Source organism: Klebsiella sp. WP4-W18-ESBL-05 (assembly GCF_014169075.1).
In the GTDB taxonomy this organism is placed as follows: Bacteria; Pseudomonadota; Gammaproteobacteria; order Enterobacterales; family Enterobacteriaceae; genus Kluyvera; species Kluyvera ascorbata_B.
The window spans coordinates 3,788,505-3,814,442 of record NZ_AP022057.1 but is presented as its reverse complement, the minus strand read 5'-3'; the positions used below and the strand labels follow the sequence as shown (position 1 = coordinate 3,814,442).

The 25,938-nt window shown below is 55.7% G+C and carries 20 protein-coding genes; 15 read left to right on the top strand and 5 right to left on the bottom strand.

The window, feature by feature from the left end; all coding sequences use genetic code 11:
• Positions 1–30 precede the first annotated feature (30 nt).
• Positions 31–1,170 (top strand): glycerate kinase, encoded by a 1,140-nt coding sequence (locus H7R58_RS18155; RefSeq protein ID WP_182930107.1) that lies wholly within the window; start codon positions 31–33, stop codon positions 1,168–1,170.
• A gap of 82 nt (positions 1,171–1,252) precedes the next feature.
• On the opposite strand, the gene barA is transcribed toward H7R58_RS18155, so the two are convergent.
• Entirely contained in the window at positions 1,253–4,006 is a 2,754-nt protein-coding gene (gene barA, locus H7R58_RS18150) for a two-component sensor histidine kinase BarA (protein ID WP_182930108.1), read from the bottom strand.
• 56 nt (positions 4,007–4,062) lie between these two features.
• Here barA and rlmD point away from each other — a divergent pair, with 56 nt between their 5' ends.
• From rlmD to eno, 5 genes are all read left to right on the top strand, one after another.
• On the top strand, positions 4,063–5,361 hold the full coding sequence (rlmD, locus tag H7R58_RS18145; protein WP_182930109.1) for a 23S rRNA (uracil(1939)-C(5))-methyltransferase RlmD: 1,299 nt from the start codon (positions 4,063–4,065) through the stop codon (positions 5,359–5,361).
• A 50-nt stretch (positions 5,362–5,411) separates the two neighbouring features.
• The gene (relA, locus tag H7R58_RS18140) at positions 5,412–7,643 is read left to right on the top strand and encodes a GTP diphosphokinase (protein WP_106926035.1); all 2,232 of its coding nucleotides are present in this window, start codon (positions 5,412–5,414) and stop codon (positions 7,641–7,643) included.
• 111 nt (positions 7,644–7,754) lie between these two features.
• Entirely contained in the window at positions 7,755–8,546 is a 792-nt protein-coding gene (gene mazG / locus H7R58_RS18135) for a nucleoside triphosphate pyrophosphohydrolase (protein WP_182930110.1), read from the top strand.
• A 223-nt stretch (positions 8,547–8,769) separates the two neighbouring features.
• Complete coding sequence (gene pyrG / locus H7R58_RS18130) at positions 8,770–10,407, top strand: glutamine hydrolyzing CTP synthase (protein ID WP_106926039.1); 1,638 nt, start codon at positions 8,770–8,772, stop codon at positions 10,405–10,407.
• A 79-nt stretch (positions 10,408–10,486) separates the two neighbouring features.
• Positions 10,487–11,785, top strand: coding sequence for a phosphopyruvate hydratase (gene eno, locus H7R58_RS18125; protein WP_106926041.1), 1,299 nt, complete (start codon positions 10,487–10,489; stop codon positions 11,783–11,785).
• Positions 11,786–11,835: 50 nt separating this feature from the next.
• Here eno and H7R58_RS18120 read toward each other — a convergent pair whose 3' ends face one another.
• The gene (locus H7R58_RS18120; protein ID WP_106926043.1) at positions 11,836–12,945 is read right to left on the bottom strand and encodes an SDR family oxidoreductase; all 1,110 of its coding nucleotides are present in this window, start codon (positions 12,943–12,945) and stop codon (positions 11,836–11,838) included.
• 528 nt (positions 12,946–13,473) lie between these two features.
• On the opposite strand from H7R58_RS18120, the gene queE reads away from it, so the two are divergent.
• On the top strand, positions 13,474–14,145 hold the full coding sequence (gene queE, locus H7R58_RS18115; RefSeq protein ID WP_106926045.1) for a 7-carboxy-7-deazaguanine synthase QueE: 672 nt from the start codon (positions 13,474–13,476) through the stop codon (positions 14,143–14,145).
• A 137-nt stretch (positions 14,146–14,282) separates the two neighbouring features.
• On the opposite strand, the gene agp is transcribed toward queE, so the two are convergent.
• Positions 14,283–15,524 (bottom strand): bifunctional glucose-1-phosphatase/inositol phosphatase, encoded by a 1,242-nt coding sequence (gene agp / locus H7R58_RS18110; protein WP_182930111.1) that lies wholly within the window; start codon positions 15,522–15,524, stop codon positions 14,283–14,285.
• Positions 15,525–15,689: 165 nt separating this feature from the next.
• Positions 15,690–16,055 (bottom strand): 6-carboxytetrahydropterin synthase QueD, encoded by a 366-nt coding sequence (gene queD / locus H7R58_RS18105; RefSeq protein WP_181357981.1) that lies wholly within the window; start codon positions 16,053–16,055, stop codon positions 15,690–15,692.
• 305 nt (positions 16,056–16,360) lie between these two features.
• On the opposite strand from queD, the gene cysJ reads away from it, so the two are divergent.
• The 3 genes from cysJ to cysH all read left to right on the top strand — a co-directional run bounded on the left by cysJ (position 16,361) and on the right by cysH (position 20,711).
• Positions 16,361–18,163, top strand: coding sequence for an NADPH-dependent assimilatory sulfite reductase flavoprotein subunit (gene cysJ / locus H7R58_RS18100; RefSeq protein WP_182930112.1), 1,803 nt, complete (start codon positions 16,361–16,363; stop codon positions 18,161–18,163).
• Positions 18,163–19,875 carry an assimilatory sulfite reductase (NADPH) hemoprotein subunit gene (gene cysI / locus H7R58_RS18095; protein WP_106926051.1) on the top strand — a complete coding sequence of 571 codons (1,713 nt, stop codon included), beginning with the start codon at positions 18,163–18,165 and terminating at the stop codon, positions 19,873–19,875. Before cysJ ends, cysI begins: the two co-directional genes overlap by 1 nt.
• Positions 19,876–19,976: 101 nt before the next feature.
• Positions 19,977–20,711, top strand: coding sequence for a phosphoadenosine phosphosulfate reductase (cysH, locus tag H7R58_RS18090; protein ID WP_106926053.1), 735 nt, complete (start codon positions 19,977–19,979; stop codon positions 20,709–20,711).
• 63 nt (positions 20,712–20,774) lie between these two features.
• On the opposite strand, the gene H7R58_RS18085 is transcribed toward cysH, so the two are convergent.
• Positions 20,775–21,821, bottom strand: a complete 1,047-nt coding sequence (locus tag H7R58_RS18085; RefSeq protein ID WP_182930113.1) for an aminopeptidase — start codon at positions 21,819–21,821, stop codon at positions 20,775–20,777.
• Between the two features lie 312 nt (positions 21,822–22,133).
• Here H7R58_RS18085 and cysD point away from each other — a divergent pair, with 312 nt between their 5' ends.
• From cysD to ftsB, 5 genes are all read left to right on the top strand, one after another.
• Positions 22,134–23,042 carry a sulfate adenylyltransferase subunit CysD gene (cysD, locus tag H7R58_RS18080; protein WP_106926057.1) on the top strand — a complete coding sequence of 303 codons (909 nt, stop codon included), beginning with the start codon at positions 22,134–22,136 and terminating at the stop codon, positions 23,040–23,042.
• Between the two features lie 9 nt (positions 23,043–23,051).
• Positions 23,052–24,479 (top strand): sulfate adenylyltransferase subunit CysN, encoded by a 1,428-nt coding sequence (cysN, locus tag H7R58_RS18075; RefSeq protein ID WP_106926059.1) that lies wholly within the window; start codon positions 23,052–23,054, stop codon positions 24,477–24,479.
• The gene (gene cysC / locus H7R58_RS18070) at positions 24,479–25,084 is read left to right on the top strand and encodes an adenylyl-sulfate kinase (RefSeq protein WP_106926062.1); all 606 of its coding nucleotides are present in this window, start codon (positions 24,479–24,481) and stop codon (positions 25,082–25,084) included. The genes cysN and cysC overlap by 1 nt, the downstream gene beginning before the upstream one ends.
• A gap of 43 nt (positions 25,085–25,127) precedes the next feature.
• Complete coding sequence (locus H7R58_RS18065; RefSeq protein ID WP_106926064.1) at positions 25,128–25,454, top strand: DUF3561 family protein; 327 nt, start codon at positions 25,128–25,130, stop codon at positions 25,452–25,454.
• Positions 25,455–25,605: 151 nt separating this feature from the next.
• Complete coding sequence (ftsB, locus tag H7R58_RS18060) at positions 25,606–25,923, top strand: cell division protein FtsB (RefSeq protein ID WP_106926066.1); 318 nt, start codon at positions 25,606–25,608, stop codon at positions 25,921–25,923.
• Positions 25,924–25,938: the final 15 nt, after the last annotated feature.

Here is a 25,938-nt window from a genome sequence, read left to right as displayed (position 1 = left end):
TACAGCCGCTACTTCGTACAAGGACTGCTTATGAAGATTGTGATTGCCCCTGATTCGTACAAGGAAAGCCTGAGCGCCCTTGAGGTGGCCAGCGCCATTGAGGACGGATTTCGGGCGATATACCCCGATGCCGAGTATATCAAGGTGCCGGTTGCCGACGGCGGTGAAGGCACGGTGGAAGCGATGGTGGCTGCCACCCAAGGCCGCGTGGTGCAGGTGACGGTGACCGGCCCGCTTGGCGAGCCGGTGGCGGGCTTTTACGGTATCTCCGGCGATGAGCGCTGTGCATTTATCGAGATGGCCGCCGCCAGCGGGCTGGCGCTGCTTCCGCCCGCAGCACGTAATCCGCTTAAGACCACCTCATGGGGAACCGGTGAGCTGATCCGCCATGCGCTGGATCTTGGCGTGACGTGGATCATTATCGGCATCGGCGGTAGCGCGACCAATGACGGTGGCGCTGGCATGGTTCAGGCGCTGGGGGCGAAACTGTTGACCGCCGACGGTCAGCCGCTCGCCCCCGGCGGCGCGGCGCTGGCGACGTTAGCGAAAATCGATATCAGCGGGCTGGATAAACGCCTGGCGCGCTGTCGGATTGACGTAGCCTGTGATGTGACGAACCCGCTGATTGGTGAAGAAGGCGCATCGGCCATCTTTGGCCCACAGAAGGGCGCCACGCCGGAGATGGTCGCCCAGCTTGACCACGCGCTGGCACATTATGCCCGGCATATTGCCGACGACTTAGGGCTCGACGTGCTGACTCTGGAAGGCGGTGGTGCCGCGGGGGGAATGGGCGCCGCGCTGTACGCTTTTTGCGGCGCACAGCTGCGTCCGGGGATTGATATTGTCACCGAAGCGCTGCACCTTGATGCGCTGCTGGCGGATGCGGATCTGGTCATTACCGGTGAAGGGCGTATCGACAGCCAGACCATCCACGGCAAAGTCCCTGTGGGGGTTGCGCGGGTGGCTAAGCGCCACCGGATCCCGGTGATTGGTATTGCGGGCAGCCTGACGGCAGACGTTGGCGTGGTACATCAGCATGGTCTTGATGCCGTGTTTAGCGCGCTGTATCGCATTTGTTCGCTGGACGACGCGCTGGCGGAAGCGGGAGCAAACGTACGGATGGCGGCGAGGAATATTGCCGCAGTCATCAAGATTGGGCAGTCTCTGTAGGCTGGATAAGGCAACGCCGCCATCCGGCAATGTGCGCCGGGCGGCCTGATGGCGCGGTGCTTATCAGGCCGCCCTGTTTGCGCTAACCCAGCATTTTCTTTGTTTCGCGCGTGACGTTATCCATTTCATCAAGCAGCTCCAGCAGTTCAGGCTCCAGCTCCTCTGCCGGGGTGCCGCCGCGCAGCTGGCTTTCAATCAGATAACACAGATGCTTCAGACGCGGCACGCCGCTATAGCCGCAGCTGCCGTGCAGTTTATGAATGGTATCGACCAGATTTTCCGGCTCTTCACCGACCAGCTGTTCCTCAACTTTGTTACGGACTTCCGGCAGGAAGGTGATCAGCATGTGCAGCATTTCGCGCGCCAGGTCTGGCTTGTAGGCTGCCTGACGCAGCGCCAGCTGCCAGTCCAGCGTGGCGTTAAGATCCACCGGCGGTTCTATCGGCTCCATTTGCAGCGGGCGCGGCGGAGTGTTCAGGCCGGGTTTGTAGCGTAGCAGCAGGTCGTGCAGCCGGTTTTCTTCAATCGGTTTGGCCAGATAGTCATTCATGCCGGCGGCCATGAGCTTCTCTTTTTGCCCAGCCAGCGCGTGGGCGGTGACGGCAATCACCGGCGTCTGCTGCTGGTGCGGAAGCTGGCGAATCAGCTCACAGGCGCGAATACCGTCGATATCCGGCATCTGAATATCCATCAGAATCAGATCGAACTTCATCTGTCTGGCGCACTCAACCGCCTGCTGACCGCTTTCACACAGCTCGACGTGCTGCACCTGATCGTCAAGCAGCGCGCCGATGAGCTTCAGGTTCGCCGGGTTATCGTCTACGGCCATCACCGTCATTGGCAGGCGATGTTCGCTGGTTGGCAGCGCTATCGTTGACGACGTGACGTGGTTGAACTCCAGCAGCACCGGCAGCAGGCGGGTTGAGGTCAGCGGTTTCAGCAGGCAGGCCGCCGCACCGTTCTGTTTAAGCGACTCAGCGTCGACCTGTGCGTGGCACGGTAGCGCCAGCACCAGATGATCGGTCATCCCCAGCGCGGCGTTCAGCTTATCGCGGTGGATTGCGAGGTCGCGTACCGACACGGGTACGGCAACCAGCAGAATATCGTAGAACTCGGCGGGCAGGGCGGCAATGCTCACCGCGTACACCACCTCCAGCGGCGTTGAGGCCAGAATATCCAGCGTCGCCTGCGCGGCGGCGGCGTTAGCCTCGACGTAGGCGATACGTTTGCCTGCCAGGCTGCGGGTATCGGGCCCGTCGGCGATCACGTTCGGATTGAGATCGAGATTGATGTTAAACCAGAAGGTCGAACCGCGGTTTGGCTGGCTGTGGAAGGAGATATCACCGCCCATCTCGCGCACCAGCTTCTGGGTGATAACCAGCCCCAGCCCGGTGCCGCCGTGGCGGCGGGAGATGCTGGCATCGGCCTGGCGGAAGGCCTGGAACAGCCGCGATTGATCGCGCTCCGGAATGCCGATGCCGGTATCGCGGATTTGGACTTCAATCTGCACTTTGTTATTGCTGACGGCGCGCTGTTCGACCAGTACGTCAATATTGCCGTTCTCGGTGAACTTGATGGCGTTGCCGACCAGGTTGGTGATCACCTGCTGAAGACGCAGCGGATCGCCGATGACGTTGTCCGGCACGTCATTTTTAATGTTTAGCGTCAGCTCCAGACCTTTATCGTGCGCCGAGTGCGCCAGCAGCGTGACCACTTCATCCAGCGAATTGCGCAGCGGGAACGGGATGCTTTCCAGCAGCAGTTTACCGGCCTCGAGCTTCGAGAAGTCCAGCACGTCGTTGATGATCGCCAGCAGGTTGTTGGCCGATCGTTCAATGGTATTGAGGTGATCGCGCTGGGTCGGGTTCAGCTCGGTTTTGAGCGTCAGGCGAGTAAAGCCAATCACGCCGTTCAGCGGCGTGCGCAGCTCATGCGACATGTTCGCCAGGAATTCAGACTTGATGCGCGCCGCTTCCTGGGCGCGTTTCTTGGCCAGATCCAGCTCGACGTTCTGAATCTCCATCTGCTCCAGCGTTTCGCGCAGGTCCGAGGTGGCCTGGTCGACGTTGTGCTGCATCTCCTCATGGTAGGCCGCCAGCGACATGGCCATCGAGTTGATGCCGTTTTTCAGCATATCCAGTTCGCCGAGCATAAAGCCTTCAACGCGGCTGTCGAGCTGCCCACGACGGATACGGTCAACGGTATTCACCATGTTGCGAATCGGCCCGGTCACGTCCTGCATCAATCGCCAGCCGAAGATTAACGCAATGCCGATACAGAACAACATCATCACGCTGGAGATGAAGATCTCTTTGTACTGCTGGAGACGCACGGATTTGAGGTCCAGCTCCAGCGCGACGTAGCCCAGCATATTGACCGGGGTTTTCGCATCTGACTGCGGCGACTCATCCGGCGAGTAGTGCTCGGAAATAATCGGCGTTCGCAGAATCATGATATCGCCGTGGCGCGTCACGCTTAGCCTTCGCGGGAAAGGCATACCGCGCGGCAGCTGAAGCTCGCCGGGGTCCAACTGATAGTTCGAGGTGACAAACAGCTTGTTGTGTTCATCATAAACTGAAATGGCCCGCACGATATCGGAATGGCGGCGGTGAAGTACGCTTATCAACTGACCGATCGATTCACGGTTTTGTAAGTTCATACCGTATTCACTGGAGACGGCAAGCGGCTCGATAATACTCGCGCCGGCGTCTTCCAGTTGACGCTGCAGGTCGTTATAGCGGTGTACGACGAAGAAGATGCTGAGCAGTAAACCGATAAGTACGGTCGGCGCCAGGATCAAAATCATCATTCTTGCACGCAGGCTGTAGTTGGTCATGGAGGTCCGTTGTGGGAGAATCAGGGCAATATATTTGATTGAGAAAAATCTCTACGATGGCGCAATTCTACTCTGCAAAACGGCGCGTGACGACGCGTCAGATCATAACCGTGACAGTCAGCGATCTTGATCCCTTTGGGCAAGGTGTGGCGCGCCACAACGGTAAAGCATTATTCATCAATGGCTTACTTCCAGAAGAACGGGCTGAAATTACCCTCACGGAAGATAAAAAACAGTATGCGCGCGGCCAGGTCAAACGTCGTCTGAACGACAGCCCGGAGCGCGTTTTGCCGCGCTGCCCGCACTTTGGCGTCTGTGGCGGCTGCCAGCAGCAGCATGCTGCGGTTGCACTACAACAGCGCAGCAAGCGCGCGGCGCTTAATCGTTTAATGAAGCATGAGGTTGATGAGGTTATCGCCGGTGACGCCTGGGGATACCGCCGCCGTGCGCGTCTGAGCTTGAATTATCAGCCGAAGACCCAACAGTTGCAGATGGGTTTTCGCAAGGCGAATTCGAACGATATTATCGATGTGGTGCAATGCCCCGTTTTGGTGCCCGCTCTTGAGTCGCTGCTGCCGGCGGTGCGTGAATGCCTGAGTAGCCTGAAGGGGCAACGTCAGCTCGGACATGTGGAGCTGGTGGGCGCTGACAACGGCCCGTTGATGGTGCTGCGCCACACCGCGGCGCTGAGCGACGACGATAAAGAAAAACTGGAACGCTTTTCGCATTCTTCCGGCGTGGCGCTGTATCTGGCGCCGGAAAGCGAGATACTTGAACGCGTTACCGGTGAAGCCCCCTGGTATTCTTCAGACGGTCTACGCTTAACCTTCAGCCCGCGTGATTTTATTCAGGTGAACGACGGCGTAAACCAGCAGATGGTGGCCACGGCATTAGCATGGCTGGATGTACAGCCCACAGACCGAGTGCTGGATCTGTTCTGCGGTATGGGTAACTTTACGCTGCCGCTGGCGAAGCGTGCGGCGAGCGTCGTCGGGGTAGAAGGCGTTCCGGCGCTGGTGGCGAAGGGGCGTGAGAACGCCGCGCAGAATCATCTCGAAAATGTCACTTTCTTCCATGAGAATCTGGAGGACGACGTCACCCGTCAGAGCTGGGCGAAGCATGGTTTTGACAAAGTTTTACTCGATCCTGCCCGTGCTGGCGCACCGGGCGTGATGCAGCATGTTATAAAATTAGCGCCGACGCGGGTGGTGTACGTGTCCTGCAACCCGGCTACACTTGCGCGCGATAGCGAGGCGTTGCTGAGTGCGGGTTACCAAATTCAGCGTCTGGCAATGCTTGATATGTTCCCGCACACTGGGCACCAGGAATCTATGGTGCTGTTTGAGCGTCGGTAATAACGGTGGCTTGTCGACTTCGACAGGCCGGTCCCTGAAAGGAGAGGACAATGGTTGCGGTAAGAAGTGCACATCTCAATAAAGCTGGTGAGTTTGACCCACAGAAATGGATCGCAAGTCTGGGAATTTCCAGCCAGCAGTCGTGTGAACGCTTAGCCGAGACCTGGGATTATTGTCGCCGACAGACCGTAGGGCGCGATGACGCCGAGCTGATGCTTTGGCGCGGGGTTGAGATGGTCGAGATCCTCTCCACGCTGAGTATGGATAACGACACGCTGCGTGCGGCGCTGCTGTTCCCGTTAGTCGACGCTAACGTGGTGAGTGAAGAAGTGCTCAGCGAGAGCGCCGGAAAATCGGTCGTTACCCTGATTCACGGCGTGCGCGATATGGCGGCGATTCGTCAGCTGAAGGCGACGCATACCGACGCGGTATCCTCCGAACAGGTCGACAACGTGCGCCGCATGCTGCTGGCCATGGTCGATGATTTCCGCTGCGTGGTGATTAAGCTCGCCGAGCGCATTGCCCACCTGCGCGAAGTGAAAGACGCGCCGGAAGATGAACGCGTGCTGGCGGCGAAAGAGTGTACCAACATCTACGCTCCGCTCGCCAACCGTCTCGGCATTGGCCAACTGAAATGGGAGCTGGAGGATTACTGCTTCCGCTACCTGCACCCGGCTGAGTACAAGCGCATTGCCAAACTGCTGCACGAGCGCCGCATCGACCGCGAACATTACATCAATGAGTTTGTCGGCCACCTGCGCAGCGAAATGAAAACCGAAGGGGTGAAGGCCGAGGTTTATGGCCGTCCGAAGCATATCTACAGCATCTGGCGCAAAATGCAGAAAAAACACCTCGCCTTCGACGAGCTGTTTGACGTGCGCGCGGTGCGCATCGTCGCCGAGCGTTTACAGGACTGCTACGCCGCGTTGGGGATAGTGCACACTCACTATCGCCACCTCCCTGATGAGTTCGACGACTACGTGGCTAACCCAAAACCCAACGGTTATCAGTCTATCCATACCGTAGTACTGGGGCCGGGTGGCAAAACGGTTGAGATCCAGATTCGTACTAAACAGATGCATGAAGATGCCGAGCTGGGTGTCGCCGCGCACTGGAAGTACAAAGAAGGTACTGCCAGCGGGCCACGCTCCGGCCATGAAGATCGTATTGCCTGGCTGCGTAAGCTGATTGCGTGGCAGGAAGAAATGGCTGACTCGGGCGAAATGCTCGACGAAGTGCGCAGCCAGGTCTTTGATGACCGCGTTTACGTGTTTACGCCAAAAGGTGACGTGGTGGATCTGCCGGCGGGATCAACGCCGCTGGACTTTGCCTACCACATTCACAGCGACGTCGGTCACCGCTGCATTGGCGCGAAAATTGGCGGGCGTATTGTGCCGTTTACCTACCAGCTACAGATGGGCGATCAGATTGAAATCATCACCCAGAAGCAGCCGAACCCGAGCCGCGACTGGCTGAACCCGAACCTGGGCTACGTAACGACCAGCCGCGGGCGTTCAAAAATCCACGCCTGGTTCCGCAAACAGGACAAAGACAAGAACGTGCTGGCCGGTCGACAAATCCTCGACGACGAGCTGGCGCAGCTGGGGATCAGCCTCAAGGAAGCCGAAAAACACCTGCTGCCGCGCTACAACTTTAACGACGTTGAAGAGCTGCTGGCGGCCATTGGCGGCGGCGACATTCGCCTCAACCAGATGGTCAACTTCCTGCAGGCGCAGTTCAATAAACCAAGCGCCGCCGAGCAGGACGCGGCAGCGCTCAAGCAGCTGCAGCAGAAAACCTACACGCCGCAGAATCGCAGCAAAGATAACGGCCGCGTGGTGGTAGAAGGCGTGGGTAATCTGATGCACCACATTGCCCGCTGCTGCCAGCCGATTCCCGGCGACGAGATTGTTGGCTTTATTACTCAGGGACGCGGGATTTCCGTACACCGCGCCGACTGTGAACAGCTGGCGGAGCTGCAGTCGCATGCCCCTGAGCGTATCGTTGATGCCGTTTGGGGCGAAAGCTACTCGGCGGGCTACTCGCTGGTGGTTCGCGTGCAGGCCAACGACCGCAGCGGCCTGCTGCGTGATATCACCACGATTCTCGCCAACGAGAAGGTTAACGTGCTGGGCGTTGCCAGCCGCAGCGACACCAAACAGCAGATGGCAACTATCGATATGACGATTGAAATCTATAACCTGCAGGTGTTGGGACGCGTGCTTGGCAAGCTCAATCAGGTGCCGGACGTGATCGACGCGCGCCGCCTGCACGGCGGGTAATCTTTCTGTAGGCCGGATAAGGCGAAGCCGCCATCCGGCAATTTCACCACGCCGGATGGCGGCATAAATGCCTTATCCGGCCTGCTATTTTTAAATTTCCAGGATTGTCACATGACTCAAATCGACCGACTGCTCGGCATCATGCAGCGCCTGCGCGACCCGGAAAACGGCTGCCCGTGGGACAAAGAGCAGACGTTCAGCTCTATTGCCCCTTACACCCTCGAAGAGACATACGAAGTGCTCGATGCGATTGCGCGCGAAGACTTTGACGACCTGCGCGGCGAGCTGGGTGACCTGCTATTCCAGGTCGTGTTTTACGCCCAGATGGCCCAGGAAGAAGGGCGCTTTGATTTCAACGATATTTGCGCAGCCATCAGCGACAAGCTGGAACGCCGCCATCCGCATATTTTTGGTGACGCGCGCGCCAGCAACAGCCAGGAAGTGCTGGCCCGCTGGGAGCAAATCAAAACCGCCGAACGCGCGGAAAAGGCGCAGCATTCTGCGCTGGACGACATTCCACGCGCTTTCCCGGCCCTGATGCGAGCGCACAAAATCCAGAAGCGCTGCTCGGCTGTCGGCTTTGACTGGACGACGCTGGGCCCGGTGCTGGACAAAGTGTACGAAGAGATCGACGAAGTCATGGACGAAGCCAGGCAGGCGGTGGTTGATGAGGCTAAACTGGAAGAGGAGATGGGCGATCTGCTGTTCGCGACCGTTAATCTGTCTCGCCATTTAGGGGTAAAAGCCGAGACCGCGCTTCAAAAAGCCAACGAAAAATTTGAACGCCGTTTCCGCGAAGTGGAGCGAATTGTCGCGGCGCGCGGCCTGGAAATGACCGGCGTAGACCTCGATGTGATGGAAGAAGTTTGGCAGCAGGTAAAGCAGCAGGAACATGATCTCTAAAGAATTTTTGCGGGGAAGGGCGAAAAGTGCGAAATCTTAAATGACAAGCGCTTGATTTGCGTCAAAAACATTTACCCAAAAGGGGCTATTTTCTCACTCCCCATGTTTGTTTCTGCGGCGATTGAGGAGCGAGAATGAAAGTTTGTGGCGCTCGCCATGTTCGGGTATACTACTTTCCCGTCTTGGTTATTCCATCGTTTCACCCTAACTTCTCAGGTTCAGCATGACAACGAACTATATTTTTGTGACCGGCGGGGTCGTATCCTCTCTGGGTAAAGGCATTGCCGCAGCCTCCCTGGCAGCCATTCTTGAAGCCCGTGGCCTCAACGTGACCATGATGAAATTGGATCCGTACATCAACGTCGATCCAGGCACCATGAGCCCGATCCAACACGGGGAAGTGTTCGTTACCGAAGACGGCGCTGAAACCGACCTGGACCTGGGTCACTACGAGCGTTTCATCCGCACCAAAATGACGCGCCGCAATAACTTCACGACCGGTCGTATCTACTCCGACGTTCTGCGTAAAGAACGCCGCGGTGACTATCTGGGCGCGACCGTACAGGTCATTCCTCACATTACCAACGCCATTAAAGAGCGTGTCCTTGCCGGTGGCGAAGGTCACGACGTGGTACTGGTCGAAATCGGCGGTACCGTAGGTGATATCGAATCCCTGCCGTTCCTGGAAGCGATTCGTCAGCTGGCGGTTGATATTGGTCGTGAACACGCGCTGTTCATGCACCTGACTCTGGTGCCTTACCTGGCGGCTGCCGGTGAAGTGAAAACTAAACCGACTCAGCACTCCGTCAAAGAACTGCTTTCTATCGGTATTCAGCCAGATATTCTGATCTGCCGCTCCGATCGCGCGGTTCCGGCCAACGAACGTGCAAAAATTGCATTGTTCTGTAATGTGCCAGAAAAAGCGGTTATTTCGATGAAAGACGTCGATTCCATTTATAAAATTCCAGGCCTGTTGAAATCTCAGGGGCTGGACGATTATATTTGTAAACGATTCAGCTTAAACTGCCCGGAAGCAAACCTGGCCGAATGGGAACAGGTTATCTACGAAGAAGCGAACCCGGCAGGCGAAGTCACGATTGGTATGGTCGGCAAGTACATTGAACTGCCGGACGCCTACAAATCCGTGATTGAAGCGCTGAAGCACGGTGGTCTTAAAAACCGCGTTAGCGTCAACATCAAGCTGATTGACTCGCAGGATGTGGAAACGCGCGGCGTCGAAATTCTGAAAGATTTGGATGCTATCCTGATCCCTGGCGGCTTCGGCTACCGTGGTGTAGAAGGTAAGATCGCGACCGCGCGCTATGCGCGTGAAAATAATATTCCTTATCTGGGCATCTGCCTGGGTATGCAGGTTGCGCTGATTGAGTTTGCGCGCAACGTTGCGGGGATGGACAACGCCAACTCCACGGAATTTGTGCCAGACTGTAAGTACCCGGTTGTGGCGCTCATTACCGAATGGCGTGATGAAGAAGGCAATGTCGAAGTTCGTACTGAAAAGAGCGACCTCGGCGGCACCATGCGCCTTGGCGCGCAGCAGTGCCAGCTTAGCGATGACAGCCTGGTACGTCAGATGTACGGCGAACCCACTATCGTTGAACGTCACCGTCACCGCTATGAAGTCAACAACATGTTGTTGAAACAGATTGAAGCTGCAGGTCTGCGCGTTGCGGGCCGTTCCGGTGATGATCAGTTGGTCGAGATCATCGAAGTACCGAATCACCCGTGGTTCGTTGCTTGTCAGTTCCATCCGGAGTTTACTTCCACGCCGCGTGATGGGCACCCGCTGTTTGCTGGCTTTGTGAAAGCCGCAGGCGAGTACCAGAAGCGCCAGGCGAAGTAAAAAAAGTTAGAACGGCAGCGCCCCACGAGGGGCGTTGTTTGTCTGGAGTTTTAGTTTAACTTGTACTGAGGAAAACCTAATGTCCAAAATCGTTAAAATCATCGGTCGTGAAATCATCGACTCCCGTGGTAACCCGACTGTTGAAGCAGAAGTACACCTGGAAGGTGGTTTCGTCGGTATGGCAGCTGCCCCGTCAGGTGCTTCTACTGGTTCCCGCGAAGCGCTGGAACTGCGCGATGGCGACAAATCCCGTTTCATGGGTAAAGGCGTACTGAAAGCGGTTGCCGCTGTTAACGGTCCGATTGCTCAGGCTCTGCTGGGTAAAGATGCTAAAGATCAGGCTGGCATCGACAAGATCATGATCGATCTGGACGGTACTGAAAACAAATCCAACTTTGGCGCGAACGCAATCCTGGCCGTTTCTCTGGCAAACGCCAAAGCAGCAGCTGCCGCTAAAGGCCTGCCGCTGTACGCTCACATCGCTGAGCTGAACGGTACTCCGGGCAAATACTCCATGCCGGTTCCGATGATGAACATCATCAACGGCGGCGAGCACGCTGACAACAACGTCGACATTCAGGAATTCATGATTCAGCCAGTTGGCGCGAAATCCCTGAAAGAAGCCGTACGTATGGGTTCCGAAGTGTTCCACAACCTGGCTAAAGTTCTGAAAGCTAAAGGTATGAACACTGCTGTTGGTGACGAAGGCGGCTACGCTCCTAACCTGGGCTCCAACGCTGAAGCTCTGGCTGTTATCGCTGAAGCGGTTAAAGCAGCTGGCTACGAGCTGGGCAAAGACATCACTCTGGCGATGGACTGTGCAGCGTCTGAATTCTACAAAGACGGTAAATACGTTCTGGCTGGCGAAGGCAACAAAGCATTCACCTCCGAAGAATTCACTCACTTCCTGGAAGAACTGACCAAACAGTACCCGATCGTGTCCATCGAAGATGGTCTGGACGAGTCTGACTGGGATGGTTTCGCATACCAGACTAAAGTACTGGGCGACAAAATCCAGCTGGTTGGTGACGACCTGTTCGTAACCAACACCAAGATCCTGAAAGAAGGCATCGAAAAAGGCATCGTTAACTCCATCCTGATCAAATTCAACCAGATCGGTTCTCTGACCGAAACTCTGGCTGCGATCAAAATGGCGAAAGACGCTGGCTACACCGCTGTCATCTCTCACCGTTCTGGCGAAACTGAAGACGCTACCATCGCTGACCTGGCTGTTGGTACCGCTGCTGGCCAGATCAAAACGGGTTCTATGAGCCGTTCTGACCGCGTTGCTAAATACAACCAGCTGATTCGCATCGAAGAAGCGCTGGGTGCACAGGCTCCGTACAACGGTCGTAAAGAGATCAAAGGCCAGGCGTAATCCTGTCTTTATCTGATATAAAAATGCCAGCCTTCGGGCTGGCATTTTTTTTATTTGAAATCGACCGCCATCTGCTGAGGGATCGATAGCCCGCGGGTTGTCTGCACGCAGCGATCGATATAGTCGGTAAAACGAGGGGGTTTGGGCATGCCCATGCTCAGCAGCTTATCGTTGCTGAAGCGCACGTTCAGCGTGGCGAACGCGCCGTACAGCCGCATGGCTTTCAACATCAGCCGCTCGTTACAGGGCCCGAAGATGCCTTTAAGCTCGCGGCGCATTTTCACCAGCGTCTCATAGCTTACCTGCGCATAGCGGTCGCCAACCGGTGCCTGCTCCAGCGCTGTCGCCATCGCACTGTCAATGTCGGCAAAACGAACGCTGTTCTCTTCCCCGGCGGAGATGTGCACCACTTCCCCCTGTGCGAGCGGTGAATGAAGCAGCATCAGCAGCGCGCTGGCGCAATAGTCCACCGGAATCACGTCGATGCGGTCTTCCATTGAACACATAAATTTTTGCAGCATCAGCCCCATGCTAAACACCCAGAAGATGCTGCTGGACGGCTGGCAGCCGTGGTGAGTATGACCCACCACGATTGAGGGGCGAGCAATAACTAACGGCAGCGCAGGGCACTGTTGTTGCATCAGCTGTTCAATGGTCGATTTAGAATGGGTGTACTCGACGAGGTGTTCCGCGCGCTCGCGAAATGCGGCGCTCTCGGCTACCAGAGAGTCTGGTTCCGGCGAGCAGGACATCGCTGTGCCAACGTGGAGAAAACGCTGCAGGCCTTCTACCTGTGCCATGCGCTGGGCAAACTTCAGCGTACCTTCCACGTTGACCTTCCAGATCAGCGGGTTGTTACCGAATGACGCTACGGCGGCACAGTTCAGCACGTGGGTAACCTGCGCCAGACGTGGGTCATTAAGAAACCCTTCCGGTGTGGCTAAATCGCCCAGCAGGATATTGCGTTCGCTTAAACCCGCGAGCTGCTCCTCGCTGAGATTGAACTTGCGCAGGTTTGCTTTCACCCGTGCGACAGCCTCTGCACCGTTTTCAGCACGTACTAAAAGCAGTAATTGAGGATGGTTATTGCCATTGAGGATCGCTTCCAGCGCCGCTCCACCCAAAAAACCGGTAACGCCCGTCACTAATAATGTATTCATGAGTACTGTCTCATCAGGGTTGGTTTGCGGATTCTAGGATGAGAAAAGTAAACGGTGATTAAATAAAGAATGGCCTCTTTATGGCGTGTCTTAAGCTTATTTTAAGACTCGGCATTAATGTGGATTACATTCGACAAGTCGCGCTTTGTAAAAATTCAATAAAAATTAATTATAATTATATATTGTTGATTTTATTGTAATTTTATTTATTTCTGAGTTGTAAATTAAAACATTATTTGTTACATCAAAAGTGGCATTTTTTCTTTGTGAAATAAATGAATTATCCGGTTTTAGTGGCGAAATGTTTGCAGGCTAAGTTTTATAATGGTTGGTATGGTTAAATTGAATAATAATACAATCAACGTTTCGACAACGGAGTTAATTCATTTTCGCGGCGTGTCGTTTTAAAAGATATCTTTAATCAGAAGCGCGGCGTGCGGCGTGTACTCGCGGTTGCGCAAGAAGTGCGCGGGATCGTTGGGGCGAAGTATGCAATAATAACGGTTTACCACTATTGAAGAGTTGACGATGCAGTACCCGATTAACGAGATGTTCCAGACCCTGCAGGGCGAAGGTTATTTTACTGGCGTTCCCGCCATTTTTATTCGTTTACAGGGATGCCCGGTAGGCTGTGCCTGGTGTGACACTAAACATACCTGGGAGAAGCTCGAGGATCGGGAAGTTTCTCTGTTCAGTATCCTGGCAAAAACCAAAGAGAGCGATAAATGGGGCGCGGCAAGTAGCGAAGACCTGCTGGCGATTATTGGCCGCCAGGGCTGGACGGCGCGCCACGTGGTTATTACCGGCGGTGAACCGTGTATTCACGATCTGACCCCGCTTACCACAATGCTCGAGCAGAATGGCTTCAGCTGCCAGATTGAAACCAGCGGCACGCATGAAGTGCGCTGTTCACACAGTACCTGGGTTACCGTCTCACCAAAAGTGAATATGCGCGGCGGCTTCGACGTGCTGTCGCAGGCGCTGGCCCGCGCCGATGAAATCAAGCACCCGGTAGGCCGCGTGCGCGACATCGAAGCGCTGGACGAACTGCTTGAGACGCTCTCCGACGATAAGCCCCGCATTATTGCCCTGCAGCCTATCAGCCAGAAAGAAGACGCTACGCGCCTGTGCATTGAAACCTGTATCGCACGTAACTGGCGTTTATCGATGCAGACGCATAAGTATCTGAATATCGCCTAAGACGCTGTTCTTAACCCAGGGCGAGGGGCAATCCGCCTCGCCCGTGGTTTTTTCGTCGGCTGGATAAGGCGACGCCGGCACTGGTCAATTTGCACCGTAGTGCCTGATGGCGCTGCGCTTAGCAGGCCTGCTGATTATTACCTGGCGGCCTCATTCATCAGCTTCGAGAAACGGTCCATCGGACAGAAACCGTTGGCATCCACCGGGCAGCCTTTCAACGCCAGCGTGACGCGCTGTGGCGGTGTTTCCAGCGTCAGCTTATCGGCATTACGCAACTGTTCGGTGCTCTGATAAACGTACTCAATTTTCATTAAGTCCCGATTTTCTTTTGCGTCATGCCAGCGCTGGAAAACGATTTTTCCGCCAATGGGCGTACGCTCATATTGGCCAGGAAGCGTGTAGGCGTCGAAATCGAGCGCGGTTAACAGCGAAGCAATGTTGGAATCATGGCCGACTAATACGGTCACTTTTGGCGCTTTTGCCGCCTCGGTCACCAGCGCATTATCGATATATTTTACCAGCGGTTTTGCGACGTTCTGCGCCACTTCCGTTGAGGTAAACAGGCTATCCTGGTAGCCGTTTTTCAGCTGCGACAGCAGTTGCCACTGCTTATCCGTTTTAATTTCACCCCATGCCACCTGATCCAGCGGGAAACCTTCGTAATATTGCAGCGTAAACGCATCGACGAGCGAGTTACCCACCGCCAGCGGGCCTTTCACGCTCGGCTCTTTTTGGTAGTTAGCGCTAAAGCTGTCTTTTGCTTCGCTCAGAGAGCACTGCTGTTTTTCTTTGCAGGACGGAGAGTCCTGATAGCGAATGATTTGCGACAGCAGTTTAAAGCTTTCGTCCAGATGTTTACCCTGGCGCTCTTTTTCCATCGCCTGCACCGCTTTTTCGCGGAAGGCGTCAGAATCATTGGTGATCACTGGGTTAAACGTAGGGTCCATTGTGCCCATTTTTTCTTGATGGTGGACCACAATATCGCAGCCGGGGAAGGCGCCGTTGATAAAGAACTGAGCGGTGGCGACGGTACGTTGCAGGCTATTGGCATAGGCGTAAACGCTGTTCGGCGGCGGGCATTCTCCGCTGGTGACCAGACCCTGCTGCGCCAGCCACTCGCGCATATAGTGCCCCATATACACCTCCAGAATGCCGCCCTTGGTGGTGAGCTGGCCGCCAGGAACTTCCCACGTAGGCCACGCGTTTGGCGTCGACTGTTGTAGCACGCTGCCGTTAGTGGCAAGCGGTGCACGAAGGTTGTGACGGCTCATCACCAGCACCTGTTGAAGCTGATACCCATCCTCGGTCGTTGTCGCGGCGCTCGCGCCAGAGGCAATGCACAGCGCAGAGAGCGCTACCGCAAGAAACGTTTTCTTCATCCCTATTTCCTCATTATGTATTTACCAACCTAATGAGTCTGGCAGATGCGGGCAATTTTTCCGCGCGGCAGGCCGCAGAATGAAAAATCAGTGAAATGAGGACGATAGCGGAAATGGTGAACGAGGCGGGGGAGTCGTGTACCGGCTCCCCGCGTGCGGGAGAAATTACTCGCCGCGATAAACGCAGCCAGCGGTGCAGGTTTCTTTAACCATGACCGCGCTCAGCAGCGGCACAACCGGTTTAACCTGTTCCCAGATCCAGCGGGACAGCACTTCACTGGTCGGGTTCTCCAGGCCAGGGATATCGTTCAGATAGTAGTGATCCAGACGATCGTAGGTCGGTTTGAACGCCGCTTTCAGTTCGGCAAAATCCATGATCCAACCAGTATGGGGATCGACTTCACCGGTAATCTCAAGACGCACCATAAACGAATGGCCGTGCAGGCGACCGCACTTATGCCCTTTTGGCACATGTGGCAGGTGGTGGGCGGCTTCGAAGGTGAAATCTTTAAACAGTGTGGTGGACATCATGAACTCTCAGTCTTGCGGAAAAAAAACGCCGCATAGTACCCGAATGCACATTTTTCTGCATTAACTAAAACGGCTAAACGGGCAATGCGTGCAAATATTGGTCATGGTGATAATTATTTTTCAATTATATCAATTGGTTATTAAATCTGTTTTATCGCTATTAACTACCAGGAAAACAGGTTAGTCCATTTGGTTATTTGATATTTCTATCACTTCTTTAATTGTTATTATCGTCGTCGTTAACCTTACATTCAGTTTTGTTTTTCCTGATTAGAAACAGCTTTGCTACTGGAACATAACGACGCATGACAACACAGTCTCCCCCTTCAGCTTTGCTCCCGCTTAATCCGGAGCAGCTGGCGCGCTTACAGGCCGCCACTACCGATTTAACACCGACCCAGCTTGCCTGGGTTTCCGGCTATTTTTGGGGCGTGCTTAACCAGCAGCCAGGCGCAGCGGTCGCAACAGCCGCGCCGGTAGCCGCTGAAGTCACGAGCATCACGCTGATTTCCGCCTCGCAAACCGGCAACGCGCGCCGTGTTGCCGAAGCGCTGCGTGACGATCTGCTGGCCGCCAAACTGAACGTGAACCTGGTGAACGCCGGGGATTATAAATTCAAACAAATCGCGTCAGAAAAGCTGTTGGTGATAGTGACCTCTACGCAGGGTGAAGGGGAAACGCCGGAAGAGGCCGTTGCGCTGCATAAGTTCCTGTTCTCGAAAAAAGCGCCGAAGCTGACCGATACCGCCTTTGCGGTGCTGGGTCTGGGCGATACCTCTTATGAGTTCTTCTGCCAGGCGGGGAAAGACTTCGACAGCAAGCTGGCTGAATTGGGCGGCGAGCGTTTGCTCGATCGCGTCGATGCCGACGTCGAATACCAGACCGCGGCTGCGCAGTGGCGCGAGCGTCTGGTTGAGGTGCTAAAAGCCCGTGCGCCAGCAGCGTCTTCCGTCGCGGCCGTGGCAAGCGGTGCGGTCAATGAGGTTCACTCCAGCCCGTACACCAAAGAAGCGCCGCTATCGGCATCGCTCTCGGTGAACCAGAAAATCACCGGCCGTGATTCGCAAAAAGATGTCCGTCATATCGAAATCGATCTCGGTGACTCCGGCCTGCGCTATCAGCCGGGCGACGCGCTGGGCGTGTGGTATCAGAACGATCCCTCGCTGGTCAAAGAGCTGGTTGAACTGCTGTGGCTGAAGGGCGATGAACCGGTCACGGTTAATGGCAAAACGCTGCCGCTGGCGGAAGCCCTGCAGTGGCACTTTGAGCTGACGGTCAACACCGCCAATATCGTGGAAAACTATGCCACCTTAACGCGCAGTGAATCGCTGCTGCCGCTGGTCGGTGATAAAGCCCAGCTTCAGCAATATGCGGCGACCACGCCAATCGTCGATATGGTGCGCTTCTCCCCGGCACAGCTCGACGCCGAAGCGTTAATCGGCCTGCTGCGTCCGCTGACCCCGCGCCTTTACTCCATCGCCTCGGCACAGGCGGAAGTCGAAAGTGAAGTGCACGTGACCGTCGGCGTCGTGCGTTATGACATTGAAGGGCGCGCCCGCGCAGGCGGCGCGTCCAGCTTCCTCGCCGATCGCGTGGAAGAAGAAGGTGAAGTTCGCGTGTTCATTGAACACAACGATAACTTCCGCCTGCCGGCAAACCCGCAGACGCCGGTGATTATGATTGGCCCGGGCACCGGTATTGCCCCGTTCCGCGCCTTTATGCAGCAGCGTGCGGCCGATGGCGCCGAAGGCAAGAACTGGTTGTTCTTCGGCAACCCGCATTTCACCGAAGATTTCCTGTATCAGGTGGAATGGCAGCGCTATGTAAAAGAGGGCGTGCTGAGCCGAATCGATCTGGCCTGGTCTCGCGATCAAAAAGAAAAAATCTACGTCCAAGACAAACTGCGCGAACAGGGCGCAGAGCTGTGGCGCTGGATCAATGACGGTGCCCACATTTATGTCTGCGGCGACGCTAATCGCATGGCGAAAGACGTTGAGCAGGCATTGCTGGAAGTGATTGCTGAATTCGGTGCAATGGACATCGAAGCGGCGGATGAATTTTTAAGTGAGCTGCGCGTTGAGCGCCGTTATCAGCGAGATGTCTACTAATGAGCGAAAAATACCCAGGGCCTTTAGTGGTCGAAGGCAAACTGACTGACGCCGAGCGCATGAAGCGTGAAAGTAATTTCCTGCGTGGCACCATCGCGGAAGACCTGAACGACGGCCTGACCGGCGGCTTCCACGGCGATAACTTCCTGCTGATCCGTTTCCACGGCATGTACCAGCAGGACGACCGCGATATCCGCGCCGAACGTGCCGAGCAGAAGCTGGAGCCGCGTCACGCCATGCTGCTGCGCTGTCGTTTGCCGGGCGGGGTGATCACCCCAACCCAGTGGAAGGCCATCGACAAATTTGCCGCGGATAACACCATTTACGGCAGCATCCGTCTGACTAACCGTCAGACCTTCCAGTTCCACGGTATTCTGAAGAAGAACGTGAAGCCGGTGCACCAGATGCTGCACTCCGTTGGCCTGGACGCACTGGCGACCGCCAACGACATGAACCGTAACGTGCTGTGCACCTCGAACCCATATGAGTCCGAGCTGCACGCGCAAGCCTATGAGTGGGCGAAAAAGATCTCCGAACATCTGCTGCCGCGTACTCGCGCCTATGCAGAGATCTGGCTCGATCAGGAAAAAGTCGCGACGACGGACGAAGAGCCGATCCTCGGTTCAACTTATCTGCCGCGTAAGTTTAAAACTACGGTGGTGATCCCGCCGCAGAACGATATCGATCTGCACGCCAACGACATGAACTTCGTGGCGATTGCCGAAAACGGCAAGCTGGTCGGTTTTAACCTGCTGGTCGGCGGCGGTCTCTCAATCGAACACGGCAACAAGAAAACCTATGCCCGTACCGCGAGCGAATTCGGCTTCCTGCCGCTGGAGCACACCCTGGCGGTGGCGGAAGCGGTGGTCACGACCCAGCGCGACTGGGGTAACCGTACCGATCGTAAAAATGCCAAAACCAAATACACCCTTGAACGCGTTGGTATCGACACGTTCAAAGAGGAAGTGGAGCGCCGTGCGGGGATCAAGTTTGAGCCGATCCGCCCGTACGAGTTCACCGGTCGTGGCGATCGCATTGGTTGGGTGAAAGGGATCGACAATAACTGGCACCTGACGCTGTTTATTGAAAACGGTCGTATTCTGGATTATCCGGGCCGTCCGCTGAAAACCGGGCTGCTGGAGATCGCGAAGATCCACAAAGGCGATTTCCGCATTACCGCTAACCAGAACCTGATTATTGCCGGTGTACCGGAAAGCCAGAAAGCGAAGGTAGAGAAGCTGGCGCGCGATCATGGGCTGATGAATGCAGTGAAGCCGCAGCGTGAAAACTCGATGGCCTGCGTGTCGTTCCCGACCTGTCCGCTGGCGATGGCCGAAGCCGAACGTTTCCTGCCGTCATTCACTGACAAAGTGGAAGCGATCCTGGAAAAGCATGGCATTCCTGACGAGCATATCGTGATGCGCGTCACCGGCTGCCCGAACGGCTGTGGCCGCGCGATGCTGGCGGAACTGGGGCTGGTGGGTAAAGCACCGGGCCGCTACAACGTACATCTGGGCGGTAACCGCATGGGCACGCGCATCCCGCGTATGTATCGCGAAAATATTACGGAATCGGAAATTCTCGACGCCGTTGACGAACTGGTCGGGCGCTGGGCGAAAGAGCGCGAAGCGGGTGAAGGCTTCGGTGACTTTACGGTGCGTGCGGGCATCATTCGCCCGGTGCTCGATCCCGCGCGTGATTTCTGGGAATAACCTGAACTGCCGGATGGCGGCATAAATGCTTTATCCGGCCTACCAACCGCGTAGGCCTGATAAGCGCAGCGCCATCAGGCAAGGCAAACAGCGAGGAACTTATGTCCAAACTCGATCTCAACGCGCTGAACGACCTGCCAAAAGTCGATCGCGTGCTGGCGCTGGCTGAAACCAACGCCGAACTGGAAAAGCTGAGCGCCGAGGAACGCGTGGCGTGGGCGCTGGAAAACCTGCCAGGTGAATATGTGCTGTCATCAAGCTTCGGTATTCAGGCCGCAGTAAGCCTGCATCTGGTGAATCAGATTCGCCCGGATATCCCGGTGATCCTGACCGATACCGGCTACCTGTTCCCGGAAACCTACCAGTTTATTGATGAGTTAACGGACAAACTCAAGCTGAATCTGCAGGTTTATCGCGCGAAAGAGAGCGCGGCCTGGCAGGAAGCACGCTACGGTAAGCTGTGGGAGCAGGGCGTCGAAGGCATTGAGAAATACAATGACATCAACAAGGTTGAGCCGATGAACCGGGCGCTGAAAGAGCTCAACGCGCAAACCTGGTTTGCCGGTCTGCGCCGCGAACAGTCCGGTAGCCGCGCCACGCTACCGGTGCTGGCGATTCAGCGCGGGGTCTTTAAGGTGCTGCCGATCATCGACTGGGATAACCGCACGGTGTATCAGTACCTGCAAAAGCACGGCCTGAAATACCATCCGCTGTGGGATCAGGGCTATCTGTCGGTGGGCGATACGCATACCACCCGTAAGTGGGAACCGGGGATGGCGGAAGAAGAGACGCGATTCTTTGGGCTCAAGCGCGAGTGCGGGCTGCACGAAGGCTAAGGTCTTTTTCTGCACATTTCACGCCCCCGGCTCCGTACCGGGGGCTTTTTTAAGGGAGACGGGTTAGCTGTGCTTTCCCGCCTTCGCCAGCTCTTTCATCAGCGGCATCATCACTTTCACCACATCGCGGCTGCGGTGCTCAATGCGCCCCGGTAGCGCTTTATCAATATGCTGCTGGTTATCGAGCTGCGCATTATGCCAGCTGGTGCCGTCCGGGAAGCTGGCGCTTTTGGCGCGCTGCTGGTAACCGTCTTTTTTGCCGAGCGACCAGTTAGTCGCCTCAATAGACAGGACAGGAATACCTGCTTTATCAAACACTTCTGCGTCGTTACAGCAGCCGGTGCCCTGCGGATACTGAGGATTAAGGCCCGGATTCGTCGCGGCGGCAATACCGTGGCTGCGGGCCAGCGTCAGCGCGCGATCGCGGGTGAGTTTGCGCACCGAGGCAGGCGTTTTTACGCCGCTGTTAAAATAGAGTTTATCGCCAACGACGAGGTTATCGAGGTTAATGACCAGCAGAGTATTTTTCTTCTCCGCGCTGCTCATGCGTTTAAGTAAATTCTCTGCGCCGAGTTTGCCTTCCTCTTCGCCGCTGGTGGCAATAAAACGAATACCGTACTGGGTGGGAATATCTTTAAAGCGCTCAGCCAGCTCCAGCATCACGCCCAGGCCCAGCGCGTTATCATCAATGCCCTGTAGCGTCAGGCCGCCAAAATTCTGCTCAACGTCGCTGTCGCTGCGCGGGGCGTAGGTATCCAGATGTGCCATGATGATAATTTGCTGACTGGATTGACCTTCATGCGCGGCAATGACGGTGCTGCCGACCACGTTATGCCAGTTCTTACGGTTATCTTTGCTGGTGTAGATATAGCGGCTGTGAAACGTGCGGATATCGCTCTGGTAGCCCATTTGCGCAAACTGCTGGCGAATGTAGTCTGCGGAGAGCATTTCCGCCGGTGTGCCGGTAATGCGGCCGGGAAAATAAGTGGCGATATAGCGAGCCTGCGTATTGGCGATAGCGCCCAGCGAAGCGGATGCCGCGTGCGCCGGGAGGGTAAGACATACGCCGAGCGCCAGGGCTGCCATGCAGTGGCGCAGTGCGGAGAACATAGGACGTCCTTACAACAGTGCAAAAAAATAGACGCGCCTAGTATGAAACCAAGGTTTTCATTACACAATTTCCAATACGCTTAAATGCCCGAAAAATAGCATGTTAAGCACTTTTTGATATTTGCTTTTCCAGGGCGTTATTCCTTTGAGTAACTACTCATTCCTTTTCGTAATTTCATTTGGTCTAAACCTACCCCTATAGTCCCTCTATTGCTGATTGTTAGCGAGTTGTAGCACGACCCAATAAGCGCCAACGACAAGATCGGCCCTCAACACAACAGACGTGCAATGAATCAGGCTTAAGGAACGGTTATGGACCAAAAACGACTTACTCACCTGCGGCAACTGGAGGCGGAAAGCATCCATATCATCCGTGAGGTGGCCGCCGAATTTTCCAATCCGGTGATGATGTACTCCATCGGTAAAGATTCCAGCGTGATGCTGCATCTGGCGCGCAAGGCGTTTTACCCCGGTACGCTGCCGTTCCCGCTGCTGCACGTCGATACCGGCTGGAAATTCCGTGAAATGTACGAGTTTCGCGATCGTACCGCCAAGGCCTACGGCTGCGAGCTGCTGGTGCATAAAAACCCGGAAGGGGTGGCTATGGGCATTAACCCGTTTGTCCACGGTAGCGCCAAGCATACTGACATTATGAAAACCGAAGGCCTTAAGCAGGCGCTGAATAAATACGGCTTTGATGCCGCATTCGGCGGCGCGCGTCGCGATGAAGAAAAGTCGCGCGCTAAAGAGCGCATTTACTCCTTCCGCGACCGCTTCCACCGCTGGGACCCGAAAAATCAGCGCCCGGAGCTGTGGCACAACTACAACGGCCAGATCAACAAAGGTGAAAGCATTCGCGTGTTCCCGCTCTCTAACTGGACCGAGCTGGATATCTGGCAGTATATCTATCTGGAAAACATCGAGATTGTTCCGCTGTACCTGGCCGCCGAGCGTCCGGTGCTGGAGCGTGACGGCATGCTGATGATGATCGACGACGATAGGATTGATTTGCAGCCAGGCGAAGTGATCAAAAAACGCATGGTGCGTTTCCGTACCCTGGGATGCTGGCCGCTGACCGGCGCGGTAGAGTCCGACGCGCAGTCGCTGCCGGAAATCATCGAAGAGATGCTGGTCTCAACCACCAGTGAACGCCAGGGGCGCGTGATTGACCGCGACCAGGCCGGCTCCATGGAGCTTAAAAAACGTCAGGGTTATTTCTAAGGAGCCGCCATGAACACCACTATTGCACAACAAATTGCCGACGAAGGCGGCGTGGAAGCATACCTGCACGCTCAGCAGCATAAAAGCCTGCTGCGCTTTCTGACCTGCGGCAGCGTGGATGACGGTAAAAGTACGCTGATTGGCCGCCTGCTGCACGACACGCGCCAGATTTACGAAGACCAGCTGTCCTCGCTGCACAATGACAGCAAACGCCACGGTACCCAGGGCGAGAAGCTTGATCTGGCGCTGCTGGTGGATGGCCTGCAGGCCGAGCGTGAGCAAGGCATCACCATTGACGTGGCCTACCGCTATTTTTCGACTGAGAAGCGCAAATTCATCATCGCCGACACCCCGGGGCACGAGCAGTACACCCGAAATATGGCCACCGGTGCATCCACCTGCGACCTGGCGATCCTGCTGATTGACGCGCGTAAAGGTGTGCTCGATCAGACTCGTCGTCACAGCTTTATTTCAACGCTGCTGGGTATCAAACACCTGGTCGTGGCAGTCAACAAAATGGATCTCGTCGACTATAGCGAAGAGACCTTTAACCGCATTCGCGAAGAATATTTGACCTTTGCTGAGCAGCTGCCGGGCAATCTGGATATTCGCTTTGTGCCTCTCTCCGCGCTGGAAGGCGATAACGTGGCCAACAGCAGCGAAAAGCTGCCGTGGTACAGCGGCCCGACGCTGCTGGAAGTATTGGAAACTGTAGCGATTCGCCGCACGGTCGACAGCCAGCCGATGCGTTTCCCCGTACAGTATGTTAACCGCCCGAACCTGGACTTCCGCGGCTTCTCCGGCACGCTGGCTTCCGGCACCGTGAAGGTCGGCCAGCGCATCAAGGTGCTGCCGTCAGGCGTTGAGTCAACCGTTGCGCGTATCGTCACCTTCGACGGTGACCTGCAGGAAGCGGCCGCCGGTGAAGCCATTACGCTGGTGCTGAAAGATGAAATCGACATCAGCCGCGGTGACCTGCTGCTTGACGCGAAGGACGCGCTGCCGTCGGTACAGCGCGCCAGCGTTGATGTGGTGTGGATGGCCGAACAGCCGCTTGCGGCGGGGCAGAGCTATGACATTAAGGTTGCCGGCAAGAAGACGCGCGCACGTGTCGACGGCATTCAGTACCAGGTGGACATCAACAACCTGACCCAGCGTGAAGTGGAAGCGCTGCCGCTGAACGGGATAGGTCTGGTGGATCTGACCTTTGACGAGCCGTTGGTGCTGGATAAATACCAGGAAAACCCGGTGACCGGCGGGCTTATCTTTATCGATCGGTTAAGCAACGTTACCGTGGGTGCCGGTATGGTTCGCGAGCCCAATACCCAGCAGGCGGTGGTCAATACTGACTACAGTGCCTTTGAGCTGGAGCTGAATGCGCTGGTGCGTAAGCACTTCCCGCACTGGGGCGCGCGCGATTTGCTGGGAGGCAAATAATGGCGGCACACGACGAGAACGTGGTCTGGCACGCGCATCCCGTCACCGCCCAGCAGCGCGAACAACTCCACGGTCACCGTGGCGTTGTGCTGTGGTTTACCGGTCTGTCGGGATCGGGCAAATCAACCGTAGCCGGAGCGCTGGAAGAGGCATTGCACGAGCTGGGCGTCAGCACCTATTTGCTGGACGGCGATAACGTACGTCACGGCTTGTGCAACGATCTGGGCTTTACTGATGACTCTCGTAAAGAGAACATCCGTCGCGTTGGCGAAGTGGCAAAGCTGATGGTGGATGCCGGGCTGGTGGTATTAACGGCCTTTATCTCGCCACACCGCGCTGAGCGTCAGATGGTGCGTGAACGCGTCGGCGAGGGACGCTTTTTTGAAGTGTTCGTTGATACGCCGCTGGCCATTTGCGAAGCGCGCGACCCAAAAGGGTTGTACAAAAAAGCGCGCGCCGGCGAGCTGCGTAATTTTACCGGGATTGATTCATCATATGAATCTCCCGAGCGACCAGCAATCCATCTCGACGGTGAACAATTAGTAACAAATTTGGTGGCTCAATTATTAGATCTACTGAGGCAGAGCGATATTATCAGATCCTGAAAACGTGTCGGCGTGTGCCTGCTCCGACCTAACAGGATTATTTATGCGTAATACTCAGAACATCAACGTGGCCCCGCCCGAGTCACTCGCCCCTGCTTATGACGAAACCACCTGGTCTTTGTCAGGGGCCTTTGTTGGCTTTGCGGCGTGGTTGATGGCGCTGGGAATTCCCTACCTGCACTACGGCAATAACACGCTGTTCTTCTTCCTCTACACCTGGCCTTTTTTCCTTGCCCTGATGCCGGTATCGGTTGTCGTTGGCGTGGCTTTTCATTCGCTGATGAAAGGCAAACTTGCCTACACTATTGTTGCCACGCTGCTGACCGTTGCCGTGCTGTGCAGCTTGTTATTTATGTGGATTATGAGTTAATCCTTGCGCAGTCGGCCTGGTCCAGCGCGTTAGCCGGTCCCCTGTGCGGGTGAAATGTGGTACATTTCCGGCGATATACGGTATTGCCCGCGGCCGGAGTGGAGTATGACGGCGAGTTATGGGATGATAGTGCCGTTTTTCAGGGGGCAGGATGGGTAAATTAACGCTGCTATTACTGGCTTTGCTGGTCTGGCTACAATATTCGTTGTGGTTTGGAAAAAACGGCCTGCATGACTTTAGCAGGGTCCGTGATGATGTATCCGTACAACAATCAACGAACGCAAAATTAAAAGCGCGTAACGATCAGCTTTTCGCTGAAATTGACGATCTCAACGGCGGTCAGGAAGCGATCGAGGAACGCGCGCGTAACGAACTCAGCATGACCCGTCCGGGCGAAACGTTTTATCGTCTGGTTCCGGATGCGTCTAAGCGCACGCAGAGCGCGGGGCAAACGCAAACTAATCGATAACCAGTCCCAGGATGA

Excerpts from the sequence above, each read along its gene's own strand:
- ftsB (WP_106926066.1), top strand. The coding sequence starts at position 25,606 with ATGGGTAAATTAACGCTGCTATTACTGGCTTTGCTGGTCTGGCTACAA.
- rlmD (WP_182930109.1), top strand. The coding sequence starts at position 4,063 with ATGGCGCAATTCTACTCTGCAAAACGGCGCGTGACGACGCGTCAGATC.
- cysD (WP_106926057.1), top strand. The coding sequence starts at position 22,134 with ATGGACCAAAAACGACTTACTCACCTGCGGCAACTGGAGGCGGAAAGC.
- mazG (WP_182930110.1), top strand. The coding sequence starts at position 7,755 with ATGACTCAAATCGACCGACTGCTCGGCATCATGCAGCGCCTGCGCGAC.
- barA (WP_182930108.1), bottom strand. The coding sequence starts at position 4,006 with ATGACCAACTACAGCCTGCGTGCAAGAATGATGATTTTGATCCTGGCG.
- H7R58_RS18120 (WP_106926043.1), bottom strand. The coding sequence starts at position 12,945 with ATGAATACATTATTAGTGACGGGCGTTACCGGTTTTTTGGGTGGAGCG.
- cysC (WP_106926062.1), top strand. The coding sequence starts at position 24,479 with ATGGCGGCACACGACGAGAACGTGGTCTGGCACGCGCATCCCGTCACC.
- relA (WP_106926035.1), top strand. The coding sequence starts at position 5,412 with ATGGTTGCGGTAAGAAGTGCACATCTCAATAAAGCTGGTGAGTTTGAC.
- cysN (WP_106926059.1), top strand. The coding sequence starts at position 23,052 with ATGAACACCACTATTGCACAACAAATTGCCGACGAAGGCGGCGTGGAA.
- H7R58_RS18155 (WP_182930107.1), top strand. The coding sequence starts at position 31 with ATGAAGATTGTGATTGCCCCTGATTCGTACAAGGAAAGCCTGAGCGCC.
- cysJ (WP_182930112.1), top strand. The coding sequence starts at position 16,361 with ATGACAACACAGTCTCCCCCTTCAGCTTTGCTCCCGCTTAATCCGGAG.
- cysI (WP_106926051.1), top strand. The coding sequence starts at position 18,163 with ATGAGCGAAAAATACCCAGGGCCTTTAGTGGTCGAAGGCAAACTGACT.
- H7R58_RS18065 (WP_106926064.1), top strand. The coding sequence starts at position 25,128 with ATGCGTAATACTCAGAACATCAACGTGGCCCCGCCCGAGTCACTCGCC.
- cysH (WP_106926053.1), top strand. The coding sequence starts at position 19,977 with ATGTCCAAACTCGATCTCAACGCGCTGAACGACCTGCCAAAAGTCGAT.
- queE (WP_106926045.1), top strand. The coding sequence starts at position 13,474 with ATGCAGTACCCGATTAACGAGATGTTCCAGACCCTGCAGGGCGAAGGT.
- pyrG (WP_106926039.1), top strand. The coding sequence starts at position 8,770 with ATGACAACGAACTATATTTTTGTGACCGGCGGGGTCGTATCCTCTCTG.
- queD (WP_181357981.1), bottom strand. The coding sequence starts at position 16,055 with ATGATGTCCACCACACTGTTTAAAGATTTCACCTTCGAAGCCGCCCAC.
- agp (WP_182930111.1), bottom strand. The coding sequence starts at position 15,524 with ATGAAGAAAACGTTTCTTGCGGTAGCGCTCTCTGCGCTGTGCATTGCC.
- eno (WP_106926041.1), top strand. The coding sequence starts at position 10,487 with ATGTCCAAAATCGTTAAAATCATCGGTCGTGAAATCATCGACTCCCGT.
- H7R58_RS18085 (WP_182930113.1), bottom strand. The coding sequence starts at position 21,821 with ATGTTCTCCGCACTGCGCCACTGCATGGCAGCCCTGGCGCTCGGCGTA.